The sequence below is a fragment of the Sulfitobacter sp. 1A13368 genome (assembly GCF_043557275.1).
Classification (GTDB): domain Bacteria; phylum Pseudomonadota; class Alphaproteobacteria; order Rhodobacterales; family Rhodobacteraceae; genus Sulfitobacter; species Sulfitobacter faviae.
In genome coordinates this window covers 460,828-481,289 of sequence record NZ_JBIFFR010000002.1, presented here as the reverse complement: position 1 = coordinate 481,289, position 20,462 = coordinate 460,828, and the positions used below count along the sequence as shown (strand labels likewise).

General features: G+C 63.2%; 18 protein-coding genes and 1 tRNA gene. 11 read left to right on the top strand and 8 right to left on the bottom strand.

Going from position 1 to position 20,462, the window contains the following annotated elements; all coding sequences use genetic code 11:
* Positions 1–11 precede the first annotated feature (11 nt).
* Together ACGYK4_RS05885 and ACGYK4_RS05880 are read left to right on the top strand one after the other, a co-directional pair.
* Complete coding sequence (locus tag ACGYK4_RS05885) at positions 12–1,382, top strand: phospholipase D-like domain-containing protein (RefSeq protein WP_394429779.1); 1,371 nt, start codon at positions 12–14, stop codon at positions 1,380–1,382.
* Positions 1,379–2,089 carry an endonuclease/exonuclease/phosphatase family protein gene (locus ACGYK4_RS05880; protein ID WP_271687145.1) on the top strand — a complete coding sequence of 237 codons (711 nt, stop codon included), beginning with the start codon at positions 1,379–1,381 and terminating at the stop codon, positions 2,087–2,089. Before ACGYK4_RS05885 ends, ACGYK4_RS05880 begins: the two co-directional genes overlap by 4 nt.
* Before the next feature lie 6 nt (positions 2,090–2,095).
* Here the strand turns inward: ACGYK4_RS05880 and ACGYK4_RS05875 are convergent, their stop codons facing one another.
* From ACGYK4_RS05875 to pdxH, 7 genes are all read right to left on the bottom strand, one after another.
* On the bottom strand, positions 2,096–2,434 hold the full coding sequence (locus ACGYK4_RS05875) for a hypothetical protein (RefSeq protein WP_067261600.1): 339 nt from the start codon (positions 2,432–2,434) through the stop codon (positions 2,096–2,098).
* Positions 2,435–2,551: 117 nt separating this feature from the next.
* On the bottom strand, positions 2,552–2,971 hold the full coding sequence (locus ACGYK4_RS05870) for a hypothetical protein (RefSeq protein WP_394429777.1): 420 nt from the start codon (positions 2,969–2,971) through the stop codon (positions 2,552–2,554).
* Positions 2,972–2,996: 25 nt separating this feature from the next.
* On the bottom strand, positions 2,997–6,641 hold the full coding sequence (locus tag ACGYK4_RS05865; RefSeq protein WP_394455547.1) for a vitamin B12-dependent ribonucleotide reductase: 3,645 nt from the start codon (positions 6,639–6,641) through the stop codon (positions 2,997–2,999).
* 694 nt (positions 6,642–7,335) lie between these two features.
* Positions 7,336–7,412: transfer RNA gene (locus tag ACGYK4_RS05860), tRNA-Pro, on the bottom strand.
* A gap of 77 nt (positions 7,413–7,489) precedes the next feature.
* On the bottom strand, positions 7,490–7,948 hold the full coding sequence (locus ACGYK4_RS05855; RefSeq protein WP_394455545.1) for a DUF192 domain-containing protein: 459 nt from the start codon (positions 7,946–7,948) through the stop codon (positions 7,490–7,492).
* Positions 7,949–7,971: 23 nt separating this feature from the next.
* On the bottom strand, positions 7,972–8,517 hold the full coding sequence (locus ACGYK4_RS05850; protein WP_271691431.1) for a cold shock domain-containing protein: 546 nt from the start codon (positions 8,515–8,517) through the stop codon (positions 7,972–7,974).
* Positions 8,518–8,536: 19 nt separating this feature from the next.
* Positions 8,537–9,142, bottom strand: coding sequence for a pyridoxamine 5'-phosphate oxidase (gene pdxH / locus ACGYK4_RS05845; RefSeq protein ID WP_394455543.1), 606 nt, complete (start codon positions 9,140–9,142; stop codon positions 8,537–8,539).
* Between the two features lie 248 nt (positions 9,143–9,390).
* On the opposite strand from pdxH, the gene fabI reads away from it, so the two are divergent.
* The 6 genes from fabI to ACGYK4_RS05815 are packed head-to-tail and all read left to right on the top strand — an operon-like array spanning position 9,391 to position 16,455.
* The gene (gene fabI / locus ACGYK4_RS05840; RefSeq protein ID WP_067261594.1) at positions 9,391–10,197 is read left to right on the top strand and encodes an enoyl-ACP reductase FabI; all 807 of its coding nucleotides are present in this window, start codon (positions 9,391–9,393) and stop codon (positions 10,195–10,197) included.
* 54 nt (positions 10,198–10,251) lie between these two features.
* On the top strand, positions 10,252–10,785 hold the full coding sequence (gene gpt, locus ACGYK4_RS05835; RefSeq protein WP_394455541.1) for a xanthine phosphoribosyltransferase: 534 nt from the start codon (positions 10,252–10,254) through the stop codon (positions 10,783–10,785).
* 46 nt (positions 10,786–10,831) lie between these two features.
* The gene (locus tag ACGYK4_RS05830) at positions 10,832–12,013 is read left to right on the top strand and encodes an aminotransferase (protein WP_394455539.1); all 1,182 of its coding nucleotides are present in this window, start codon (positions 10,832–10,834) and stop codon (positions 12,011–12,013) included.
* A gap of 30 nt (positions 12,014–12,043) precedes the next feature.
* Positions 12,044–13,888, top strand: coding sequence for a peptidyl-prolyl cis-trans isomerase (locus ACGYK4_RS05825; RefSeq protein WP_394455538.1), 1,845 nt, complete (start codon positions 12,044–12,046; stop codon positions 13,886–13,888).
* Positions 13,889–13,900: 12 nt separating this feature from the next.
* A complete protein-coding gene (trpE, locus tag ACGYK4_RS05820) occupies positions 13,901–15,412 on the top strand; it encodes an anthranilate synthase component I (protein ID WP_394431872.1) in 1,512 nt (503 codons plus the stop codon).
* A 2-nt stretch (positions 15,413–15,414) separates the two neighbouring features.
* On the top strand, positions 15,415–16,455 hold the full coding sequence (locus tag ACGYK4_RS05815; protein WP_394431870.1) for a succinylglutamate desuccinylase/aspartoacylase family protein: 1,041 nt from the start codon (positions 15,415–15,417) through the stop codon (positions 16,453–16,455).
* A gap of 24 nt (positions 16,456–16,479) precedes the next feature.
* Here ACGYK4_RS05815 and ACGYK4_RS05810 read toward each other — a convergent pair whose 3' ends face one another.
* Complete coding sequence (locus ACGYK4_RS05810; protein ID WP_394431868.1) at positions 16,480–18,039, bottom strand: divergent polysaccharide deacetylase family protein; 1,560 nt, start codon at positions 18,037–18,039, stop codon at positions 16,480–16,482.
* A 166-nt stretch (positions 18,040–18,205) separates the two neighbouring features.
* On the opposite strand from ACGYK4_RS05810, the gene ACGYK4_RS05805 reads away from it, so the two are divergent.
* From ACGYK4_RS05805 to ACGYK4_RS05795, 3 genes are read left to right on the top strand one after another with little or no spacing between them, the layout of a single operon-like run.
* The gene (locus ACGYK4_RS05805) at positions 18,206–18,787 is read left to right on the top strand and encodes an anthranilate synthase component II (protein WP_394402659.1); all 582 of its coding nucleotides are present in this window, start codon (positions 18,206–18,208) and stop codon (positions 18,785–18,787) included.
* A complete protein-coding gene (gene trpD, locus ACGYK4_RS05800; RefSeq protein ID WP_271691441.1) occupies positions 18,784–19,800 on the top strand; it encodes an anthranilate phosphoribosyltransferase in 1,017 nt (338 codons plus the stop codon). Before ACGYK4_RS05805 ends, trpD begins: the two co-directional genes overlap by 4 nt.
* Positions 19,797–20,456 (top strand): uracil-DNA glycosylase, encoded by a 660-nt coding sequence (locus tag ACGYK4_RS05795; protein WP_394431865.1) that lies wholly within the window; start codon positions 19,797–19,799, stop codon positions 20,454–20,456. Before trpD ends, ACGYK4_RS05795 begins: the two co-directional genes overlap by 4 nt.
* Positions 20,457–20,462 lie beyond the last annotated feature (6 nt).

Sequence of the window (20,462 nt, the reverse complement as noted above, 5' to 3'; positions counted from 1 at the left end):
GGCCCCACCCCATGTCTTGGATCACCACCCATCTGGAAGTCGTCATTATTGTGATCCTGACGCTGCTGGCGGCGATCGTGATCTTGCAACAACGCCGCACGCCGCAATCGACTGCCGCTTGGCTGTTGTTCATCATCGTGCTGCCCTGGGTTGCGGTGCCGCTGTTTCTGGCGCTCGGCTTTCGCAAACAATCCTCGCGATACACGCCGGTGCATTTTCTGAAAGGCGATACCGGCGGCCCGCCGCCCCGCCCTGTGCATACGCTTGACGCGACGATGCAGTATTTCGGCCTGCCCGCCGCCGTCCATGGCCAAGACCTGCGGCTCTTGGGCGACCCGACGGCGGCCCATGAGGCGGTCATGGCGCTGATCCAAGGGGCCGAGAAACGGCTCGACGTGCTTTTTTACATCGTAGCCAATGATGACACCGGGCGCATTTTCGTCGACGCGCTGACCGAACGGGCCAAGGCGGGCGTGAAGGTTCGGCTGCTGATGGACCGTTTGGGCACCCTGCGTGGCCCGACAGCCGCCCTGCGCCGCCTGCGCGAGGCGGGCGGCGATGTGCGCTTCTACTCTCCGCTACTGCAACTGCCGGGATCGGGCCATCTGAACCTGCGCAACCACCGCAAAATGATCATCGCCGATGATGCGCGGGTCTTTTCCGGGGGCATGAACATCGGCGCACATTACCTCGGGCCTGCGGCCTTGGAGGATGGCTGGACCGATCTGGCCTTTCTGCTCGAAGGCCGCGCGGTGCAGAGTTTCGGCGATGTGTTCCGCTCAGACTGGGGCGTCGCCAGCGGGGAGGCTTTGGACCCGGCCCCCTCGGTCGCGGCCCATACGGGCGGGACGGCAACGGTGCAGCTCGTGCCCTCCGGCCCCGATATCGCCGAAGACCCGCTGCATGATGGTCTGATCCGCGCGATTCATCTGGCCGAGGCGCGGATTTGGCTGGTGACCCCCTATTTCGTGCCGACCGAGGCGCTCGGTTCGGCTTTGACCACCGCGGCCCGGCGGGGGGTGGATGTGCGGGTGCTGGTCCCCGAACGTTCGAACCAACGGATGGCCGATTTCGCGCGGGGTGCCTATCTGCGCGATCTGCATGAGGCGGGCGGCCATGTGCTTTATTACCAGCCCGGGATGATCCACGCCAAAGCCGGGATCATCGACGATCTGGGGCTGGTGGGCACGGCCAATTTCGACGTACGCAGCATGTTGCTGAATTTCGAGGTCACGCTTTTCGTCTATGACGCGGCCTCGGTCGCGAAGCTGCATGATTGGTTCGAACATCTCTCCGAGCATTGCGCTATGGAAAGACCGCCCAGCGGGATGTTCCGCAAGGTGGCCGAAGGGCTGTTTCGTCTGGGAGCGCCCATCCTATGATTCCCGCCGTCGCCCCGCAATCGCTGCGCATCGTGAGCTATAACATCCGCAAGGCCATGGGCACCGACCGGCGCCGCGATCCTGAGCGGATCATGCGGATCATCCGCAGTCTGCATGCCGATGTGGTGGTGCTGCAAGAGGCCGACCGCCGCCGTGCCCCCCGCCCTTCGGCCCTTCCGCTCGACCGGGTCGAAGAGGTGACGGGCCTGCGCCCTGTGCCCACACCGAGCGACGTGAGCATCGGCTGGCATGGCAATGCCGTTCTGGTCCGCCCCTCGGCCAAGATCGACAGGGTGGCGCATCTGACCCTGCCGGGGGTGGAGCCGCGCGGCGCCATGGTGGCCGACCTGCATCTCGGCGCGCGCCAGTTGCGCGTGATCGCCTCGCATCTGGGGCTGCTGCGTCCGTCGCGCAAGGAGCAACTGAGCGCCATGATCGCCCATCTCGACGCCTGCGCCGCCTGCCCGACGCTGATCGCGGGCGACCTGAACGAATGGTCGCAAAAGGTGGGTCTCGGGCGTTTGGCGAAACGGTTCACCATTCATGCGCCGGGCAAGAGCTATCACGCGCGGATGCCCGTGGCCTTCCTAGATCGCATCGCCTTGGACCAACATCTTACCGTGCGCCAAGGCGGTGTGATCGAGACAGCCCAGACCCGCCGCGCCTCGGACCATTTGCCGATCTGGCTCGACGTGGCGCATCGCTAGACGTCCTCACCCCGTGGCCCAAGCCAATTCGCCCACCATCATGTTGCAGGCCTGTTGCGGGGTCGAGAAAGCGACCTGCATATCAAAGGCCATGCGCACATCCGCCCGCGCCTTGGCGATGGTGGCATCCGTCGCCCCAAGCCGCCGCGCGGTGGCAATGTTCTGGTTCGCGTCATGCCGCAGCTTGCGCACGCTTTCATAGCCGCCCGCAAAACCCGCACATTGTTTCGCCGTCAACTCCGCCGCCGCCGCTTTGCGCGCCGCGGCCTCCATCGGTGAGGCCGGAGGCTCCACACAGCCCGCCAGCGATCCGGCGAGAAATCCCGATATAATAAGACGTTTCATCAAATTCTCCCTTTCACGACCTTGATAGGGAGAGACTGGTTTAATTTTGGTTAACGCGACCCGGCGGGTACCGTTAGACTTGGTCTTTTTCCCGCCGCTCGTCGGCAGAGCATCACACTACAATTCGCTCAATTGTGCTACCAACCTAGCCCAATCAACGAATTTTTGTTTTCGTAGCCATCTCCCTAATCTTGTATCCATTAGATATTGAGCCGCCAAAGGGTCGCTCTCCGACTGCTTTACTACTTCTGCTGCTTCTTGGATGAGGCTTCTAGTTTCAGGAGTCTCTTGCAGCTTTTGCAAGGTTTCGGAAGTTGTAACGTTCTGAATCGTTCCACCAATCAGATCGCGAATGTCAACTGCAACCCCCGGACCGACGTGGTCTAGGCCATCAATATCAATTTCTTGCGAGTTCTCAATAGCAATGGCAGTCCCTGGACCGCGATAGCTATTGTTCTTCAGTATTACGCCACGGCTTTCACGGACGACTATCCCGCCGCCTACCGGTGCATCGTCATCATCAGGCAATCCTACCATTCAATAATACTCCTTTCTTGGCTAGTCAGCTACAACCCGAGGTGCCGCCGCAGGTGTTGCACTTCATACAGGTGCCGTTGCGAACCAATGTGTAGTTGCCGCATTCACCGCAGGCTTCGCCCTCATAGCCCTGCATCTTGGCTTTGGCCCGCGCATCGAGGCTGACCGCGCCAGTGCTGACGGAGGCCGAGGGTTGCACCGCGACCGCCACGTCGCCGCCGCTCACTTGGGGCGCGTATGCGGTGCTCGGCTCGACGCCCTGCCCGCCTTGCAGCACCACCAACTCTTGCGGAAGGCGGTTGCGCAGATAGCCGGTGGAGCTGATTTGCTTGAGCACTTCCAAGGACTTATTCGCGGCCCCCTCGCTCAACTCGCTGACGTTCGAGAGGTTCTCTTCCTCGCCCCGGCCCAGATCGTCAAAGGTCGCGCCCTCGGGCTTCACATGCGCCAGATCGGTGCGGTCGAGGTAGCTCACCGCCAATTCACGGAACACATAGTCGAGGATCGAGGTCGCCTGTTTGATGCTGTCGTTGCCCTGCACCATGCCCGCCGGTTCGAACTTGGTGAAGGTGAAGGCGTCAACGAATTCCTCCAGCGGCACGCCGTATTGCAGACCGACCGAGACCGCGATGGCGAAGTTATTCATCATCGCTCGGAAGCCCGCGCCTTCCTTATGCATGTCGATGAAGATCTCGCCGAGCTTGCCGTCCTCATATTCGCCGGTGCGCAGGTAAACCTTGTGACCGCCGACGTTGGCCTTCTGGGTATAGCCCTTGCGGCGCTGCGGCATCTTCTCGCGATGCGACTTGATGATCTCTTTGACGATCACCTTCTCGACGATCTTCTCGGCCAACACGGCAGCCTTCTCATGCGTGTTGCCGCTTTCCAGCGTCTCGGCGGCGTCCTCGTCGTCCTCCACGAGGGCCGCGGCCAGTGGTTGGCTCAGTTTCGAACCGTCGCGGTAGAGCGCGTTGGCCTTGATCCCGAGCGACCAGCTGAGTTCATAAGCCTTCTGGCAATCCTCGATCGTCGCGTCATTGGGCATGTTGATCGTCTTGGAGATCGCCCCCGAGATAAAGCTCTGCGCCGCCGCCATCATGTGGATGTGGCTGTTGACCGAGAGATAGCGTTTGCCCTTCTTGCCGCAGGGATTGGCGCAATCGAAGATGCCGTAATGCTCTTCGCGCAGATGCGGCGCGCCTTCGAGCGTCATGGTGCCGCAGACGTGGTCATTGGCCGCTTCGATATCGGCCTTGCTAAAACCGAGGGAGCGGAGCAGATCGAAGGTCGGGTCGTTCAGCTTTTCGGTCGGAATGCCCAGCACCTGCGTGCAGAAGGCTTCGCCCAGCGTCCATTGGTTGAAGACGAAACGAATGTCGAAGGCCTGTTTCAGCGCGGCGTCGATCTTGGCCAATTCATGGGCGCCAAAGCCGTGCCCTGCCAGCGTGGTGTGGTTGATCGCGGGCGCATTGCCGATGGTACCGTGGCCAACGGCGTAGCTGACGATCTCTTCGATCTGGGCCGACCCGTAGCCAAGTTTTTCCAGCGCGGCAGGGACGGATTGGTTGATGATCTTGAAATATCCACCCCCGGCGAGCTTCTTGAACTTCACCAGCGCGAAATCGGGCTCAATGCCGGTGGTGTCGCAGTCCATCACCAGACCGATGGTGCCGGTGGGCGCGATGACAGAGGTCTGCGCGTTGCGGTAGCCGTGGGCTTCGCCCAGTTTCAGCGCTTCGTCCCAGCAGGATTTAGCGATGTCGACCAGCCCCGCCTGCGGGCAGTTGGCGTGATCCAGCGGCACCGGCTTGACCGACAGCTTCTCATAGCCGTCAACTTTCCCATAGGCGGCGGTGCGGTGGTTGCGGATGACGCGCAGCATGTGCTCGGCGTTCTTGGCATAGCCCGGAAAAGCGCCCAGTTCGCCCGCCATCTCGGCAGAGGTCGCATAGGCCACACCGGTCATGATCGCGGTCAGCGCACCGCCCAAAGCGCGGCCCTCGTCGCTGTCATAGGAATAGCCCATGTTCATCAGCAAGCCGCCGATATTGGCATAGCCCAGACCCAGCGTGCGGAAGTCGTAAGACCGCTGCGCGATTTCCTTGGAGGGGAACTGCGCCATCATCACGCTGATCTCCAGCGTCACGGTCCAGAGCCGCGCGGCATGCATGTAGTCTTCGACCTGAAAGACACCGTCCTTGAGGAAGGTCAGCAGGTTCATCGAGGCGAGGTTGCAGGCCGTGTCGTCGAGGAACATGTACTCCGAACAGGGGTTCGAGCCGCGGATCGCGCCGTCCTCGGGGCAGGTGTGCCAGTCGTTCACAGTGTCGTGGTACTGGATGCCTGGATCGGCGCAGGCCCATGCAGCGTGGCCGACCTGATCCCAGAGGTCACGGGCGCGGACGGTCTTGACCACCCTGCTCTCGGTGCGGCTGATCAACTCCCAGTCGGCATCCTTCTCCACGGCCTTCAGAAAGGCATTGGTGACGCGGATCGAGTTGTTGGAGTTCTGGCCCGAGACGGAGTTGTAGGCCTCAGAATCCCAGTCGGTGTCATAGGTCGGGAATTCGATGCCGGTGTGGCCCTGCTTGGCATAGTCCAGCACGCGTTTGACGTAAGTTTCGGGGATCGCGACCTTCTTGGCCTCGCGGATCGCCTGTTTCAGCGCGGCGTTCTTGGCCGGGTCATAGGCATCCGCCTCGGCCCCGTCCCATGCCTTGATCGCGTCGAACAAAAGGTTGAGCTTCTGCTCGTGCATCTTGGAGCCGGCGACGATGGAGGCCACCTTCTGCTCTTCGAGCACCTTCCAGTTGATGAAATCCTCGATATCGGGATGGTCGGCGTCGACGATCACCATCTTGGCCGCGCGGCGGGTGGTGCCGCCGGATTTGATGGCGCCAGCGGCGCGGTCCCCGATCTTGAGGAACCCCATCAAACCCGACGACTTGCCGCCGCCCGACAGCTTCTCGCCCTCTCCGCGGAGCGATGAAAAGTTGGTGCCCGTGCCCGAGCCGTATTTGAACAGACGTGCCTCGCGAACCCAGAGGTCCATGATGCCGCCATCGCCCACCAGATCGTCGCCCACAGACTGGATGAAGCAGGCATGCGGCTGCGGGTGCTCATAGGAGGATTTCGACCGGGTCAGCTTACCGGTTTTGTAGTCGACGTAGTAATGCCCCTGCGCCGGGCCGTCGATGCCATAGGCCCAGTGCAGACCGGTGTTGAACCACTGCGGGCTGTTCGGGGCCGCGCGCTGGCTGGCGAGCATGTGGCGCATCTCGTCGTAATAGGCGCGGGCGTCTTCCTCGGTGGTGAAATAGCCGCCTTTCCAGCCCCAGTAGGCCCAAGCGCCCGCCAGACGGTCGAAGACCTGCTTGGAGGAGGTCTCCCCGCCCATCTCGGCTCCTTCGGCGGGTTCGGAACGCCACAGGAACTCAGGCACGTCCTTTTCCTTGACCTTGCAGGTTTTGCTGGGCACGCCTGCCTTGCGGAAATACTTCTGAGCGATGACGTCGCTGGCGACCTGGCTCCAGGATTTGGGCACTTCGACGTTGTCGAGCTTGAACACCACCGAACCGTCAGGGTTGCGGATCTCTGACACCGTGGTGACAAAGTCCAAATCCGCATAGGCATCCTGCCCGGCCTTGGTGAAATTCCGTTCAATCTTCATCGTCGCTGCCCTTTTTCAAACTCTCAAAATCCTGAGCCGACATGCCCACGGCAGGCCGTCTCACCCCTATTGCTGGCAGTTTGAACAAAGCTTCCCCGCGCCACCTGCTGACGCAAGCGGCCCGAAACCGATTGAAACACTGGCTCTATACTCTGTCCCCGCCGCCGAAGCGCCCCGTTGCGTTAACCACAACATATTGTGGCGCTTTACTTGACCCCCCCAAACTGACGTAGATCGCACTATTTGGTCAACGCTTTTTTTCAGAATAATTTCAGGGCGGGCAGTTGACCGGAGCCCCCCAATTTGTCCCGCGCCCTACCCCAGTGATTCAGCCTCAGGATATCCCCAAAGATACCCGCAAGCCCGATTGGTGGGCGGCTTTGAAATAATCCATTGCCGGGGCCGAGTTAGCGGAGGTGTTTGAGAGATTGGTTGAATTCATCCACAGCCCAAGACCGCCCGCCGCGCGACAGGCCGCCGAAAGTGGGCCCTGTTCCACGATCACCCGGCCCAAGTCCTCTGCCCCACGTCCGCGCCAAGAACCGCGGCAGAATCATCACGATCTCGGCGCGCACAGGCGCAAACCTGCCAATACGGCGGCGGTAGCTACTATATCTTGTGCAGAATGAGGATAGGACGACGGGCGCGCCTCTACCAAAGCGGGAAGCGCTACATCAGCGATGTTGGAAGAAAGTGGTCGGAGCGAGAGGATTCGAACCTCCGACCCCCTGTACCCAAAACAGGTGCGCTACCAGGCTGCGCCACGCTCCGACTGGGGCTTCTTTAGCCATAAGCCCGCCAATTGAAAAGCCCCGATTGACCTTAAAATCGGAAAATCCGCGAAGTCTTTAGCAGGGCCAAGCCGGAGCGTTCCCGGCAAAGGCCGGATGGCGGATTTCGCTGCCTTCGGTGATGCCAAGGCGTTTCGACAGGCCGCCGTTGATCTCAAGCACCGAGAGCAGATCATCACCGCCCGGGATCGGTGTTTCGTCAAGCGGTTTGGCGGAGTGATGGATCTTCTGCACCACACCCCTTTCGTCGATGAACAGCAAGTCCAGCGGGATCAACGTGTTGCGCATCCAGAAATTCAGGGGCTGAGGTCTTTCGTAGATAAAGAGCATGCCCGCGCTCAGCGGCAGCGAACGGCGGTGCATCAGCCCCTTAGCGCGTTCCGCCGTGTCATCGGCCACTTCGACAGAGAAGCGGGCCTTGCCCCACTCCCCGCGGAGCGTCACGGAATCGTTACGGCAAACCTCGGCCACCGCCGCGCCGGTCAGCAGCAAGCCTGCCAGTGCCGCCCCTCCCATATGCCTTGCCAGTCGCCTGACCTTTAGCCGTCTATCACCGCGTCCCATGAGCTTACCTCCGCCGCCAGATGGCCCCGATCGCCAACAATCACACGCATGGCAAGTGCTTCGCCCGGTTGCAAATCACAAAGTCCGGATTGGCGTAGCACGTCGATATGCAAAAACACATCTTCCGCGCAGCCAAAGACATTTGCAAACCCGAATCCCTTGGCCTTGTCGAACCATTTGACACGGGCGGGCTCAAATTCGGCGGTGGCCAGTTGCTCAGGATCGAAACCGGCGAATTCCACCACGGCGGCGGGCAATTCACTGGGCGCCTCGACGGAAAGCAATTCGACCGCCTGCGCCCCGCGCTCGGTCTGTTGGACGCGCACCGCCACCCGCGCCCCATCCGCGACAGAGCTTTGGCCGTAATTGCGCAGGACGTTGACGTGCAGCAGGATGTCCGCCCCGCCTGCATCCGCGACGACAAAGCCGAAACCCTTGACCGGATCGAACCATTTGACCACGCCTTCGAGGGGGTCATCTATCGCCGCTGGTTCCGCTTGGGTTTCAGACACATCTTTCATGGGGTATCGCGCCGTAAGATCAAGGGTTGAGCCGGGTCACGACCCAGGGTGCCGCGACATCTGCGCGCCGCCATTGGAAACGGTCATGCAGGCGAAACTCGCCATCGGCCCAGAATTCGATTTCCAGCGGGGTGATCCGGTAGCCGCCCCAGAACGGGGGACGCTCAGGGTTCACCCCCTTTCGCGCCGTCACCTTCGCCACCTCGGCCATCAGCGCACCGCGGCCTGAGAGCGGCTGCGATTGGCGCGAGGCCCAAGCCCCCAGACGGCTTTTGAGCGAGCGCGAGGCGTAATAAGCATCGGCCTGCGGCCCGTCCTCTCGGCTGATCAAGCCGCGCACCCGCAGCTGGCGGCGCAGGGATTTCCAATGCATGACAAAGGCCGCCTTCCCCGCGCCGTCAAGTTCCTGCGCCTTCTGGCTTTCGTAATTGGTGTAAAAGACAAAAGCCTCTGCTTCGATCTCTTTCAGCAGCACCATGCGGGCGTTGGGCAGCCCTTGCGAATCTACCGTGCTGAGCGCGATGGCATTGGGATCATTAGGCTCGGTCGCCTCTGCTTCGGAAAGCCAACGCTGCGCAATTGCAAAGGGATCATCCCCCGCAAAAATACCAGTCCGCGTCTCCATTCGGCATCTCCTTCAGAGTGCTTTGCCTGTCACCGGTTCTACGCCGGGGTCCGATCTCTTCGGTATGGCATTTGTTAACAATCGGCAACTCAAAGGACAACCTCACCCGATTTCCGACAGTTAGCCGCCGATCTTATGGCAAATCTCGGGGGTGAAGGCGCCTGTGCAGTCTTGATGGTAGCGCTGCAATCGCCTAGACCAAGACAACCTCAACGGAACATAGACAAGAACTTAGACAAGGCGGCGGAATGGGAAACGAACTGATGCAGGGCAAGCGCGGGCTCATCATGGGGCTGGCGAATGACAAATCCATCGCATGGGGCGTGGCCAAGGCTCTGGCCGATGCGGGGGCGGAGCTTGCTTTTTCCTACCAAGGCGAAGCGCTGAAGAAACGCGTCGGCCCGCTGGCCGAGCAGCTTGGCAGCGACATCGTTCTGCCCTGCGACGTGGGCGATGAAGCGTCGATTGATGCGTTGTTCGAGAGCCTGAAAGAACGCTGGGGTGAGTTGGATTTCATCGTGCACGCCATCGGCTTTTCCGACAAGGGCGAGCTGCGGGGCCGCTACGTTGACACCAGCCGCGGCAATTTCGCCATGTCGATGGACATCTCCGTCTACTCCTTCACCGCCGTGATGCAGCGCGCCGAGAAGATGATGTCGCCCGGGGCAAGCGCGCTGACGCTGACCTACTACGGCGCCGAGAAGGTGATGCCGCATTACAATGTCATGGGCGTGGCCAAGGCGGCGCTGGAGGCGAGCGTAAAATACCTCGCCGAAGATCTGGGCAAGGACGGCATCCGCGTCAACGCGATCTCGGCGGGGCCGATCAAGACGCTGGCGGCTTCCGGCATCGGCGACTTCCGCTACATCATGAAATGGAACGAGTATAACTCGCCCCTGCGCCGCAACGTCACCACCGAGGACGTGGGCAAGGCCGCGCTGTTCCTGCTGTCGGATCTGGGCAGCGGCACCACGGGTGAGAACCTGCATGTGGACGCGGGCTATCACGTCGTCGGCATGAAGGCGGTTGACGCGCCCGACATGTCCAAGGAATAAGCCGCCCAAATTAATTCGCGCGGGTGCCCGCGCCAGCTGCTGCAAAGGACCACCATGACCAAATCCAAGGACGCCTCGCGCCTGCCCCATGAAAAGGGCTTCCACATCTCCTGGGATCAGATCCACCGCGACAGCCGCGCGCTAGCGTGGCGGCTGGACGGTCTGGGCCCCGATGATGGCGCGTGGCGGGCCGTGGTGGCGATCACCCGTGGCGGCATGGCCCCCGCGATGATCGTCGCGCGCGAGCTCGACATCCGCACCGTCGACACGATCTCGGTCATGTCCTACCACTCGGGCGGCGGGGCCGCCGACCAGCGCCGCGAGGCGAAGGTGCTGAAATCGCCGGACGCCGAGATGATGGGCGACGGCACCGGCATCCTGATCGTCGACGACCTTGTCGACAGTGGCAAGACCATCGAACTGGTGCGCGAACTGTACCCCAAGGCCCATTTTGCCACCGTCTATGCCAAGCCCGAAGGCGAGCCGCAGGTCGACACTTTCATCACTGGCGTCAGCCAGGACACATGGATCTTCTTCCCGTGGGACATGGCCCTGCAATATGTCGAACCCTACCGCGGCAAGGACTGACCGGCCCCGCGCCACCTGCCCTGCCCCTATCTGACCGGATACCCCCATGACGCTTCCGCGCACCGCCACCACGTTCTTCCCCCCGGTGATGGAGGCGCGGCGCTGGCTCGACGGGGTCGACTTCCCGCCCGACCGCCCGCTGATCAACGTCAGCCAAGCCGCCCCCGTCGATCCGCCCCCCGAAGGGCTGCGCCGGGCGATGGCCGAGGTCACGCTGAACAACGATGAGGCGCATCTCTACGGGCCAGTGCTGGGCCTGCCGGAACTGCGCGCCGAACTGGCGCGGCAAACAGCCGAGAAATACGCGGGCGTGGTGACCGACGAACAGGTCTGCATCACCTCCGGCTGCAACCAAGCCTTCGCCGCCGCCATCGCCACGCTCTGCGGCGAGGGCGACGAGGTCATCATCCCGACGCCGTGGTACTTCAATCACAAGATGTGGCTTGATATGAGCGGCGTCACCGCGGTGCCGCTGCCCGTCGAGGCCGACATGCTGCCCGACCCCGAGAAGGCCGCGGCCTCCATCACCCCGCGCACCCGTGCCATCGCGCTGGTCACGCCGAACAATCCCGGCGGCGTGGAATATCCTGCCGCCCTCGTGCAGGAATTCTTTGACCTCGCCCGCCGCCACGGCATCGCGCTGATCCTTGATGAGACCTACCGCGACTTTCACAGCCGACCCGGTCCGCCGCATGCGCTGTTCCGCGATCCCGATTGGCACGACACGCTGATTCACCTCTACTCCTTCTCCAAAGCCTACCGCCTGACCGGCCACCGCGTCGGCGCGCTCATCGCCAGTAAGGCGCGCTTGGCGGAGGTGGAAAAATTCCTCGACACCGTCGCAATCTGCCCCGCGCAGATCGGCCAACACGGCGCGCTTTGGGGGATGCAGAACCTCAGCGCATGGCTCGCCGAAGAACGCGAGGAAATCCTCACCCGCCGCGCCGCCATTGCTGACCTGATGCCCCGGCTCGAACCGCTGGGCTGGGAGCTTCTGGGGCTGGGCGGGTACTTCGCCTATATGCGCCACCCTTTCAGCGTTTCTTCGGCTGATCTGGCGCGCGATCTGGTGCGCGACGCAGGCGTGCTCTGCCTGCCCGGCACGATGTTCCAGCCCGAGGGCGACGCCCGCGGCGAAAGCCAGTTGCGCATCGCCTTTGCCAACCTCGACGCCGCCGGTCTAAAGGTGCTTTTCGACAGGCTTGCAGCCCTGCCACGCAACGCATAGACAGGTCCGAAATCAACGAGGGACCGTGTCATGGCCAAAAAAGGCTTCAGCTTTTCGAAAACCGCCGTCTGGGCCTTGATGGCCCTTCTGATCTTGGGTCTGGGCGGCTTTGGCGCGATCAACCTCAGCGGCAATCTGCGCAGCATCGGCACCGTGGGCGACAAGTCGATCTCGGTCGATCAATATGCCCGCCAGTTGCAGCAGGAAATCCGCGCGATCGAAGCGCAAACGGGGGAGAGCCTGCCCTTCGCCCGCGCCCAAGAGATGGGGCTGGACCGCGCCGTGCTGCAACGGATCGTGCGCAACCGCGCGCTGGACCACGAAGCCGACGAAATGGGCATCTCCATCGGTGACGCCACCCTGCGCGATGAGATCGTGGCGATCTCGGCCTTCCAAGGGATCGACGGCAATTTCGACCGCGAAGGCTATCGCTTTGCCCTTCAGCAAAGCGGGATGAGCGAGGCCGAGTTCGAACGCTCGATCCGCGAAGAAGCCGCGCGTGGCCTGCTACAACGCGCCATTCTGGGCGGCGTCTCCATGCCCGACACCTATGCCCGCACGCTGGTCGACTATGTTGCCGAAGAGCGCAGCTTCACTTGGGCCCGGCTCAGCGAGGATGACCTCGACGCGCCCCTGCCCGCCGCCACCGAAGACGAACTGCGCGCCTATTACGACGCCAACACCGATGACTTCATGCTGCCCGCCAGCAAAAGCATCACCTACGCATGGCTCGCTCCCGAAGACCTGCTGGACGAAGTCGAAGTGCCCGAAGAAGAGCTGCGCGCCGAATATGACGCCCGCAGCGATGAATACGACCAGCCCGAGCGGCGTTTGGTCGAACGTCTGGTCTTTGCCGATCAGGAGGCCGCAGACCGCGCCGCCGCAGCGCTTGAGGTCGACGGCAACACTTTCGAGGCACTGGTTGAAGAGCGCGGCCTGGCCTTGGCGGATGTCGATCTGGGCGATGTCGCGAAATCCGACCTTGATGACGCAGGCGATGCGGTCTTTGCCGCCGAAAGCGGTGATATCGTAGGCCCGCTGCCCAGCTCGCTTGGGCCGGCCCTGTTCCGTGTAAACGCCATTCTTCCCGCTCAGCATGTGCCTTTCGAAGAGGCCCGTGACGCGCTGGAAGAGACCCTTGCCATCTCCCGCGCCACCCGCGCTGTCGAGGCCCGTGCGCAAGAGATTGACGACCAGCTTGCCGGGGGTGCCACGCTCGAAGACTTGGCCCAAGAGACCAAGATGCGCCTTGGCACCATCGACTGGACCCAGGACAGCAGCGAGGGCATCGCCGCCTATGGTGCCTTCCGCGAGGCCGCCGCGGGGCTGAGTGCCAATGACTTCCCGCAGATCGATCTACTCGAAGACGGCGGCATCTTTGCCATGCGTCTGGATGAGACCAAAGACGCGCGCCCCGAACCTTTCGAAGAGGCCCGCGACGCCGTTGAGACCGCATGGCGCAACGCTCAGATCGTCGAGGCGCTGACCGAAAAGGCCGAGAGCCTGACCGAGACGCTGGCCGAAGAAGGGGGTTTTGAAGCCGCCGGTCTTTCGCCCCAGCTTGGCGAAGGGCTAACCCGCAGCTCCTATGTCGACGGCACGCCGGACGATTTCATGGATCAGGTCTTTGACCTCGACGAAGGCGGTGTGGCCGTCCTGCCCGCAGGCGATAGCGTCGTGGTTCTGCGCCTTGATGCCGTGACACCGGCAGGCGAAGACGACCAGACCCAAGCGCTGATGGACCGCCTCTCGCAGCAGTTGGATCAGGCGCTGGCCCAAGGTCTTTTCGATATCTACAGCAATGCCGTCATGCGCGAAGCCGATCCCCAGATCGACCAGCGCGCGGTCAATGCCGTGCATGTGAACTTTCCCTGATAGGCAATTTTGATGGCCCTGACCCCGGATTTCGACACTTTCGCCCGCGCCTATGAAGCGGGCGAAAACCAGATCGTCTACACCCGCCTTGCCGCCGACCTCGACACACCCGTTTCATTGATGCTCAAACTCACCGGCGCGGCGGAGAATGCCTTTGTGCTGGAATCCGTCACCGGCGGGGACGTACGCGGGCGGTATTCGATCATTGGCATGAAGCCCGACTTGATCTGGCGTTGCAGGGGGAAGACCGCTGCCCTCAACCGTGCCGCCCGTTATGATGCGGATGCCTTCGAGGATATGCCCGGCGACCCGCTGGACCGTCTGCGCGACGTGATCGCGGAATCGCGGATCACCCTGCCCGACGATCTGCCGCAAGCCGCCGCCGGGCTTTTCGGCTACCTCGGCTATGACATGATCCGGCTGGTGGAACATCTGCCCAATGTGAACCCCGACCCTCTGGGCCTGCCCGACGCCGTGATGGTGCGCCCTTCGGTCGTCGCAGTCCTCGACGGGGTCAAAGGCGAGGTGACCATCGTCTCCCCCGCTTGGGTGTCCGAGGGCCAAACCGCCCGCGCGGCCTATGCCCAAGCCGCCGAGCGGGTCATGGACGCCGTGCGCGATCTGGAACGCGCCATGCCGCAGACCTCCCGCAATTTGGGAGAGGCCGAAGACGCGCCGGAGCCGGTCAGCAATTTCACCCGTGAGGGCTATAAATCCGCCGTGGAAAAGGCGCGCGACTATATCAAGGCGGGCGATATCTTTCAGGTGGTGCCAAGCCAGCGGTGGGCCCAAGGTTTCACCCAACCGCCCTTCGCGCTCTACCGCAGCTTGCGGCGCACCAACCCCTCGCCCTTCATGTTCTATTTCAACTTCGGCGGCTTCCATGTGGTGGGTGCCAGCCCCGAAATCCTCGTGCGGGTATTCGGCAACGAAGTGACCATCCGACCCATTGCAGGCACCCGAAAACGTGGTGCTACGCCGGAGGAGGATCGCGCGCTGGAAGCCGATTTGCTCAGCGACCCCAAGGAGTTGGCGGAACACCTGATGCTTCTGGACTTGGGCCGCAACGACGTGGGCCGGGTCGCAAAGATCGGTAGCGTGCGCCCGACGGAAGAGTTCATCGTCGAGCGTTACAGCCACGTCATGCACATCGTCTCCAACGTGGTGGGCGAGTTGAAAGAGGGCAAGGACGCGCTCGACGCCTTTTTTGCCGGAATGCCTGCCGGCACCGTTTCCGGCGCGCCAAAGGTTCGCGCGATGGAGATCATCGACGAGTTGGAGCCTGAGAAACGCGGCGTCTATGGCGGCGGCGTGGGCTACTTCAGCGCGGGCGGCGACATGGACATGTGTATCGCCCTGCGCACCGCCGTGGTGAAGGACGAAACGCTCTATATCCAAGCAGGCGGCGGCGTGGTCTATGACAGCGATCCCGAGGCCGAATTCATGGAAACCGTGCATAAATCCGGCGCAATCCGCCGCGCGGCTGCGGATGCGTCGCGGTTCGGTGGCAAGGGCAACGGCTGACCATGGCCCCCCGCGCGCCCTTCCAGATCGCGGGGCATTCCGTCGCGCCCGGCAGCAGCCTTGCCGTTGATCTGCCCGTCTCGATCCTGCCGGACCACACGCCGGTGTATCTGTCGCTGGAAATCTTCCACGGCAAACGGCCCGGGCCGACGATGTTCGTCTCAGCAGCGGTGCATGGGGATGAGGTGATCGGCGTCGAGATCCTGCGCCGCCTGTTGCGCACGCCGCAACTCTCGGCGCTACGCGGCACGCTCATAGTCGTGCCTGTCGTGAACTCCTTCGGCTTCCTGAACCGCTCGCGCTACCTGCCCGACCGCCGTGATCTGAACCGCTGCTTCCCCGGCTCGCCCACCGGCAGCCTCGGCGCGCGGCTGGCGCATATCTTTTTGCAAGAGGTGGTGCTGCGCTGCGACTTCGGCATCGACCTGCATTCGGCAGCAATTCATCGCACGAACCTGCCGCAAGTGCGCGTCTCTCCGGCGGATAAGGTGACCCAGAAAATGGCGCTGGATTTCGGCGCGCCGGTGGTGCTGACCTCCCCCCTGCGCGACGGATCGCTGCGCGCGGTCGCCGCGAAACAAGGCACGCCGATCCTGCTCTACGAGGCGGGCGAAGGGCTGCGCTTTGACGAGATGGCCGTGCGTGCGGGGCTTGCTGGCATCCTGCGCGTGATGCGCGGCCAAGAAATGCTGCCCGCCAAGGGCATCGCCCGCGCTCGCAGCGCGCCCTATATCTGCACCGCTTCCCATTGGCTGCGCGCCCCCGCAGGCGGCCTGCTGCGCACCTTCCGGGCCGAGGGGGAAACCGTCGCCGAGGGCGATCTTCTGGCCATCGTCTCAGACCCTTTCGGCAAAGAGGAGGCCGAGCTTCTGGCCGATGCGCCCGGCATCCTGATCGGGCGGGCGATGCTGCCCATCGTTAACGAAGGCGATGCGGTCTTTCACCTTGCCAAACTCGGCCCCCGCGCGGCGGAGGCGACGGTGGATGAACTCGCCAGCCAGTTGGAGGAAGACCCGCTCTTCGACGAAGACGAGATCATCTAGCGCCAAGGCGCGCGCCGCGCCGGGTCATTCCTCGCGCAGCAGCACCGCCGAGATCGGGACCAAGGCCACATCGCTCGCGCGGTCTTGCAGCCCCCAGAGCAACAGGGCGGAGACGGTATCGGGGCGCAGGCGGCCCAGCATGATCACAGCACCCTCCTGCCCCGCTTTGAAAGCCGCTTGATCCAGAAAACGCCGGATCACCCGGGCCGATTGGTCTTTGCTGTCGAAATCGCGAAACACCGGATCGGCAGGCACACCCGCCTTGCGCGCCAGCTTGGGCATGGTGTTAAGCCCCTTGTCCTGCGTCACCAACCCGTGGCCTGATTGCGCGAGAATATCGGTCACCTGATCGGCCAGCGCGCGGCTGCCTTGAAAGCCGCTTTCGGTGCCTTCCAACACCCCCACCACCGGGCCAATCTGGTCGAGCGTGGCGCCAAATGTAGTCTCGGCATCGCTGGGCTGCGCGCCCTGCGGCAGGTCGACCATGGCCAAGACCTCGAACCCAGCCTCGCGGTAGGTTTCCACCCGCTCGGCGGCATCCGGCAGGGTGCTATCGACGGCGAAACTCAGCGGATAGGGAAAGCTGCGCAATGCGGCCAACCCGGCGCTGCCTGCGGTGACCGAGGTGCCATCGTCGATCAGCACCACGCTCATCAGCGGCTTGCCCTCAGGCAGGTCGCTCGGGAGGCTGTTGACCACCACAGGGCGCGGGTCCTCGTTCACGATTTCGTCAGCTTCAGCGGGCTCTGCCACCACCTCTGCACCGGGGCGGTTGATCACGACGCCTGTGTCTCGCTCGGTCAGGCTGGTCGCTGGTGTGCCGATGGCCGGGCGACTGTCGGCTTCAGTTTCAGCAGGCTCTGGGGTGGCTTCGGTAACCTCCGGCTCTTCCAGCGGCGCGGGGCTTGTCCCCTCGATGTTCTCCGGCTCAGGCACCGGGGAAGACAGGTCAGCTTCAGCGGTCTCCCCCTCACCGCGAGGCACGTCTTCGATCGCTCCGGCTTCAGCCTCCGGCTGTTCAACCACGACCTCCTCCGCCGGCAGGGTGATCGCCTCCTCCTCCTCGACCTCCGGCGCGGCCATGCCCTGCGGCGCGTCAAAGGCCCCTTCGATATCCGCCACATCCGGCGCGGGCGGCTGCGCGGGTTCGGTGCTGATCGAAAGCTCATCCGCCGCAGGCGGGGCATCCGGCGCTGCGGCCTGCGGATTGGGCAGCACAGGCTCTTCCGCGCCGGGCGACATCGGCGTCTGCCCCTCGGGAGCCGCGGGGGTGCTGAGCCCCTCGGCACCCCCGGTTTCAGGCAGACTGGCCGAGGTCTGCGTGTCGGGGTCAAGCGCGGCGAGGCTGTCTTGCTGCGGCACATCTGCGCGCGGCGCGGGGGCGTTCAACACCGGCGCGCTATCGCGGCTGCGCCCCTGCTCGCCTGCGTCCGTCACATTGATCCGCGCCGGGGCGGGGCCGGATCCGGGCGCATCGCCAACCTGCGGCGGCAGCGGCAAAGGCATCATCAGCGACACCGCACCGGCCACACCGATGCTTGCCACACCGCCCCAAATCAGCCCGCTCAGAACTCCGCGTGCCATCTGCGCTACTCCTGCTGTCTGCGCCATGGCCAGAAAGCCCGGCGTTCCCCTCAATTGGCTTGCCCCAAACTCTTGACGATGGAGTTCAAGCCTGAACATGTATGCGAAAACCTATACCGCGCTCCGGCGCGGTTTCTCCAGTCCTAATACAAAGAAATGCCTGCCTGTGCTGCTGCTCATCGATAACTACGACAGCTTTACCTATAACTTGGTCCACTATCTGGGCAGCCTCGGGGCGGATGTGCAGGTGCACCGCAACGACGCGCTCAGCGTGGGCGAAGCGATGGCCATGAACCCCGCCGGTATCCTGCTGTCTCCCGGCCCCTGCGACCCCGACCAAGCGGGAATTTGCCTAGAGCTGACCCATGCCGCTGCTGCCGCGCGCGTGCCGCTTCTCGGGGTCTGCCTTGGCCATCAAACGCTTGGCCAAGCCTTTGGCGGAAAGGTCGTGCGCGCGGATGATATCGTGCATGGTAAACTGGGCCAGATGCAGCACGACGGGCGCGGCGTTTTCGCCGGGCTCCCCTCGCCCTTCGGGGCCACGCGCTATCACTCGCTGGTGGTCGAACGCGCGAGCCTGCCCGACTGCCTTGAGATTACCGCAGCGCTTGAAGACGGCACCATCATGGGCCTGCAACACCGGGAGTTGCCCCTGCACGGCGTGCAATTCCACCCGGAATCGATCCGGTCCGAGCATGGCCACGCCCTGCTGCAAAACTTCCTGAACGAGATGAAGGTCCCGGCATGAGTAGCGCGCTGAAACCCCTGCTGGATGCCGCCGCGAACGGGCCGCTGACCTCGGATCAGGCCGTTGAAGCCTTTGAAATTCTGTTCGAGGGCGAAGCGACCCCCAGCCAGATCGGCGGGTTCCTCATGGCGCTGCGCACACGCGGGGAGACGGTCACCGAATATGCCGCCGCGGCACAGGTCATGCGCAGCAAATGCAACGCCGTCCGCGCGCCCGAAGGCGCGATCGACATCGTTGGTACCGGCGGTGACGGCAAGGGCACGCTGAACATCTCAACCGCCGCCGCCTTCGTGGCCGCGGGCGCAGGCGCTGTCGTGGCGAAACACGGCAACCGCAACCTCAGTTCGAAATCAGGTGCTTCCGACGCGCTGTCGCAGCTGGGGATCAACGTCATGGTCGGCCCCGCGGTGGTCGAGCGTGAATTGGCCGAAGCTGGCATCGGTTTCATGATGGCGCCCATGCACCACCCCGCCGTCGCCCATGTCATGCCGACCCGGTCCGAGCTTGGCACCCGCACGATTTTTAACATCCTCGGGCCGCTGACCAATCCGGCAGGGGTCAAACGGCAGCTGACCGGCGCCTATACCCGCGATCTGATTGAACCGATGGCGCTGACACTCAAGCAGCTCGGTTCGGAAAAAGCATGGCTGGTGCATGGCTCCGATGGCACGGATGAGCTGACCATCACCGGCGTCAGTTGGGTCGCAGCACTGGAAGACGGTGTCGTCAACCTGCGCGAATTGCACCCCGAAGACGCGGGCCTCCCGGTCCATCCGTTCGAAGCTATCGCCGGGGGTGAGCCCGCCGAAAACACCAAACATTTCAAGGCGCTCCTGGACGGAGTTCCATCAGGATACCGCGACGCTGTGTTGCTGAACGCAGCCTCTGCTTTGGTAGTGGCCGACGTGGCCCCGGATCTGAAAACCGGCGTCGAGATGGCCCGCGAAAGCATCGACAGCGGCGCGGCGCGTGACCGGATCGAAAAAGTGGCGCGGATCAGCCAGTCGGCATGACGCCACCGAGCCTCACTGCCCTCGGCGAATGGGCCGAACTGCCCTTTTTCGCCGAGGATTGGCCGCGCATAGCAGAGCGGCTCGCCGCAGAGACGCGGGAGGTTTTGCCGCCCGCCCCGCAGATATTCGCAGCACTTGAGCATCTGCAACCGTCGGCTTTGGAGGTGGTGATCCTTGGTCAAGACCCCTATCCGACTCCCGGCCATGCCCATGGCTACGCCTTCTCGGCCGAGCCGGATGTGCGCCCCATTCCCCGCTCCCTTGTCAATATCTTCAAGGAGTTAGACGCCGATCTTGGCGCATCACCGCAAGACCCAGACCTGCGGTTCTGGGCCGATCAAGGGGTTCTGCTGCTTAACAGCGTGCTGACCGTTCCGGCGGGCTGCGCGCATGGGCACGCGAGGCTCGGATGGCAAAGGTTAACCGCTCAGGTGCTCAACCGTCTTTCTGATCGCCCCCGCGCCTACCTGCTTTGGGGGGCGCATGCGCAAAAGGCGGCGGCAGAGGTCGATCCGGCGCGCAACCTGAAGATAGAGACGCCGCACCCTTCACCGCTATCTGCAAGGCGCGGCTTCTTCGGCTCACGCCCCTTCAGCCGCGTGAATGACTGGTTGCAGGGCCAAGGCAAGCCCGGCATACATTGGACAAAGCCGTGAGGAAGC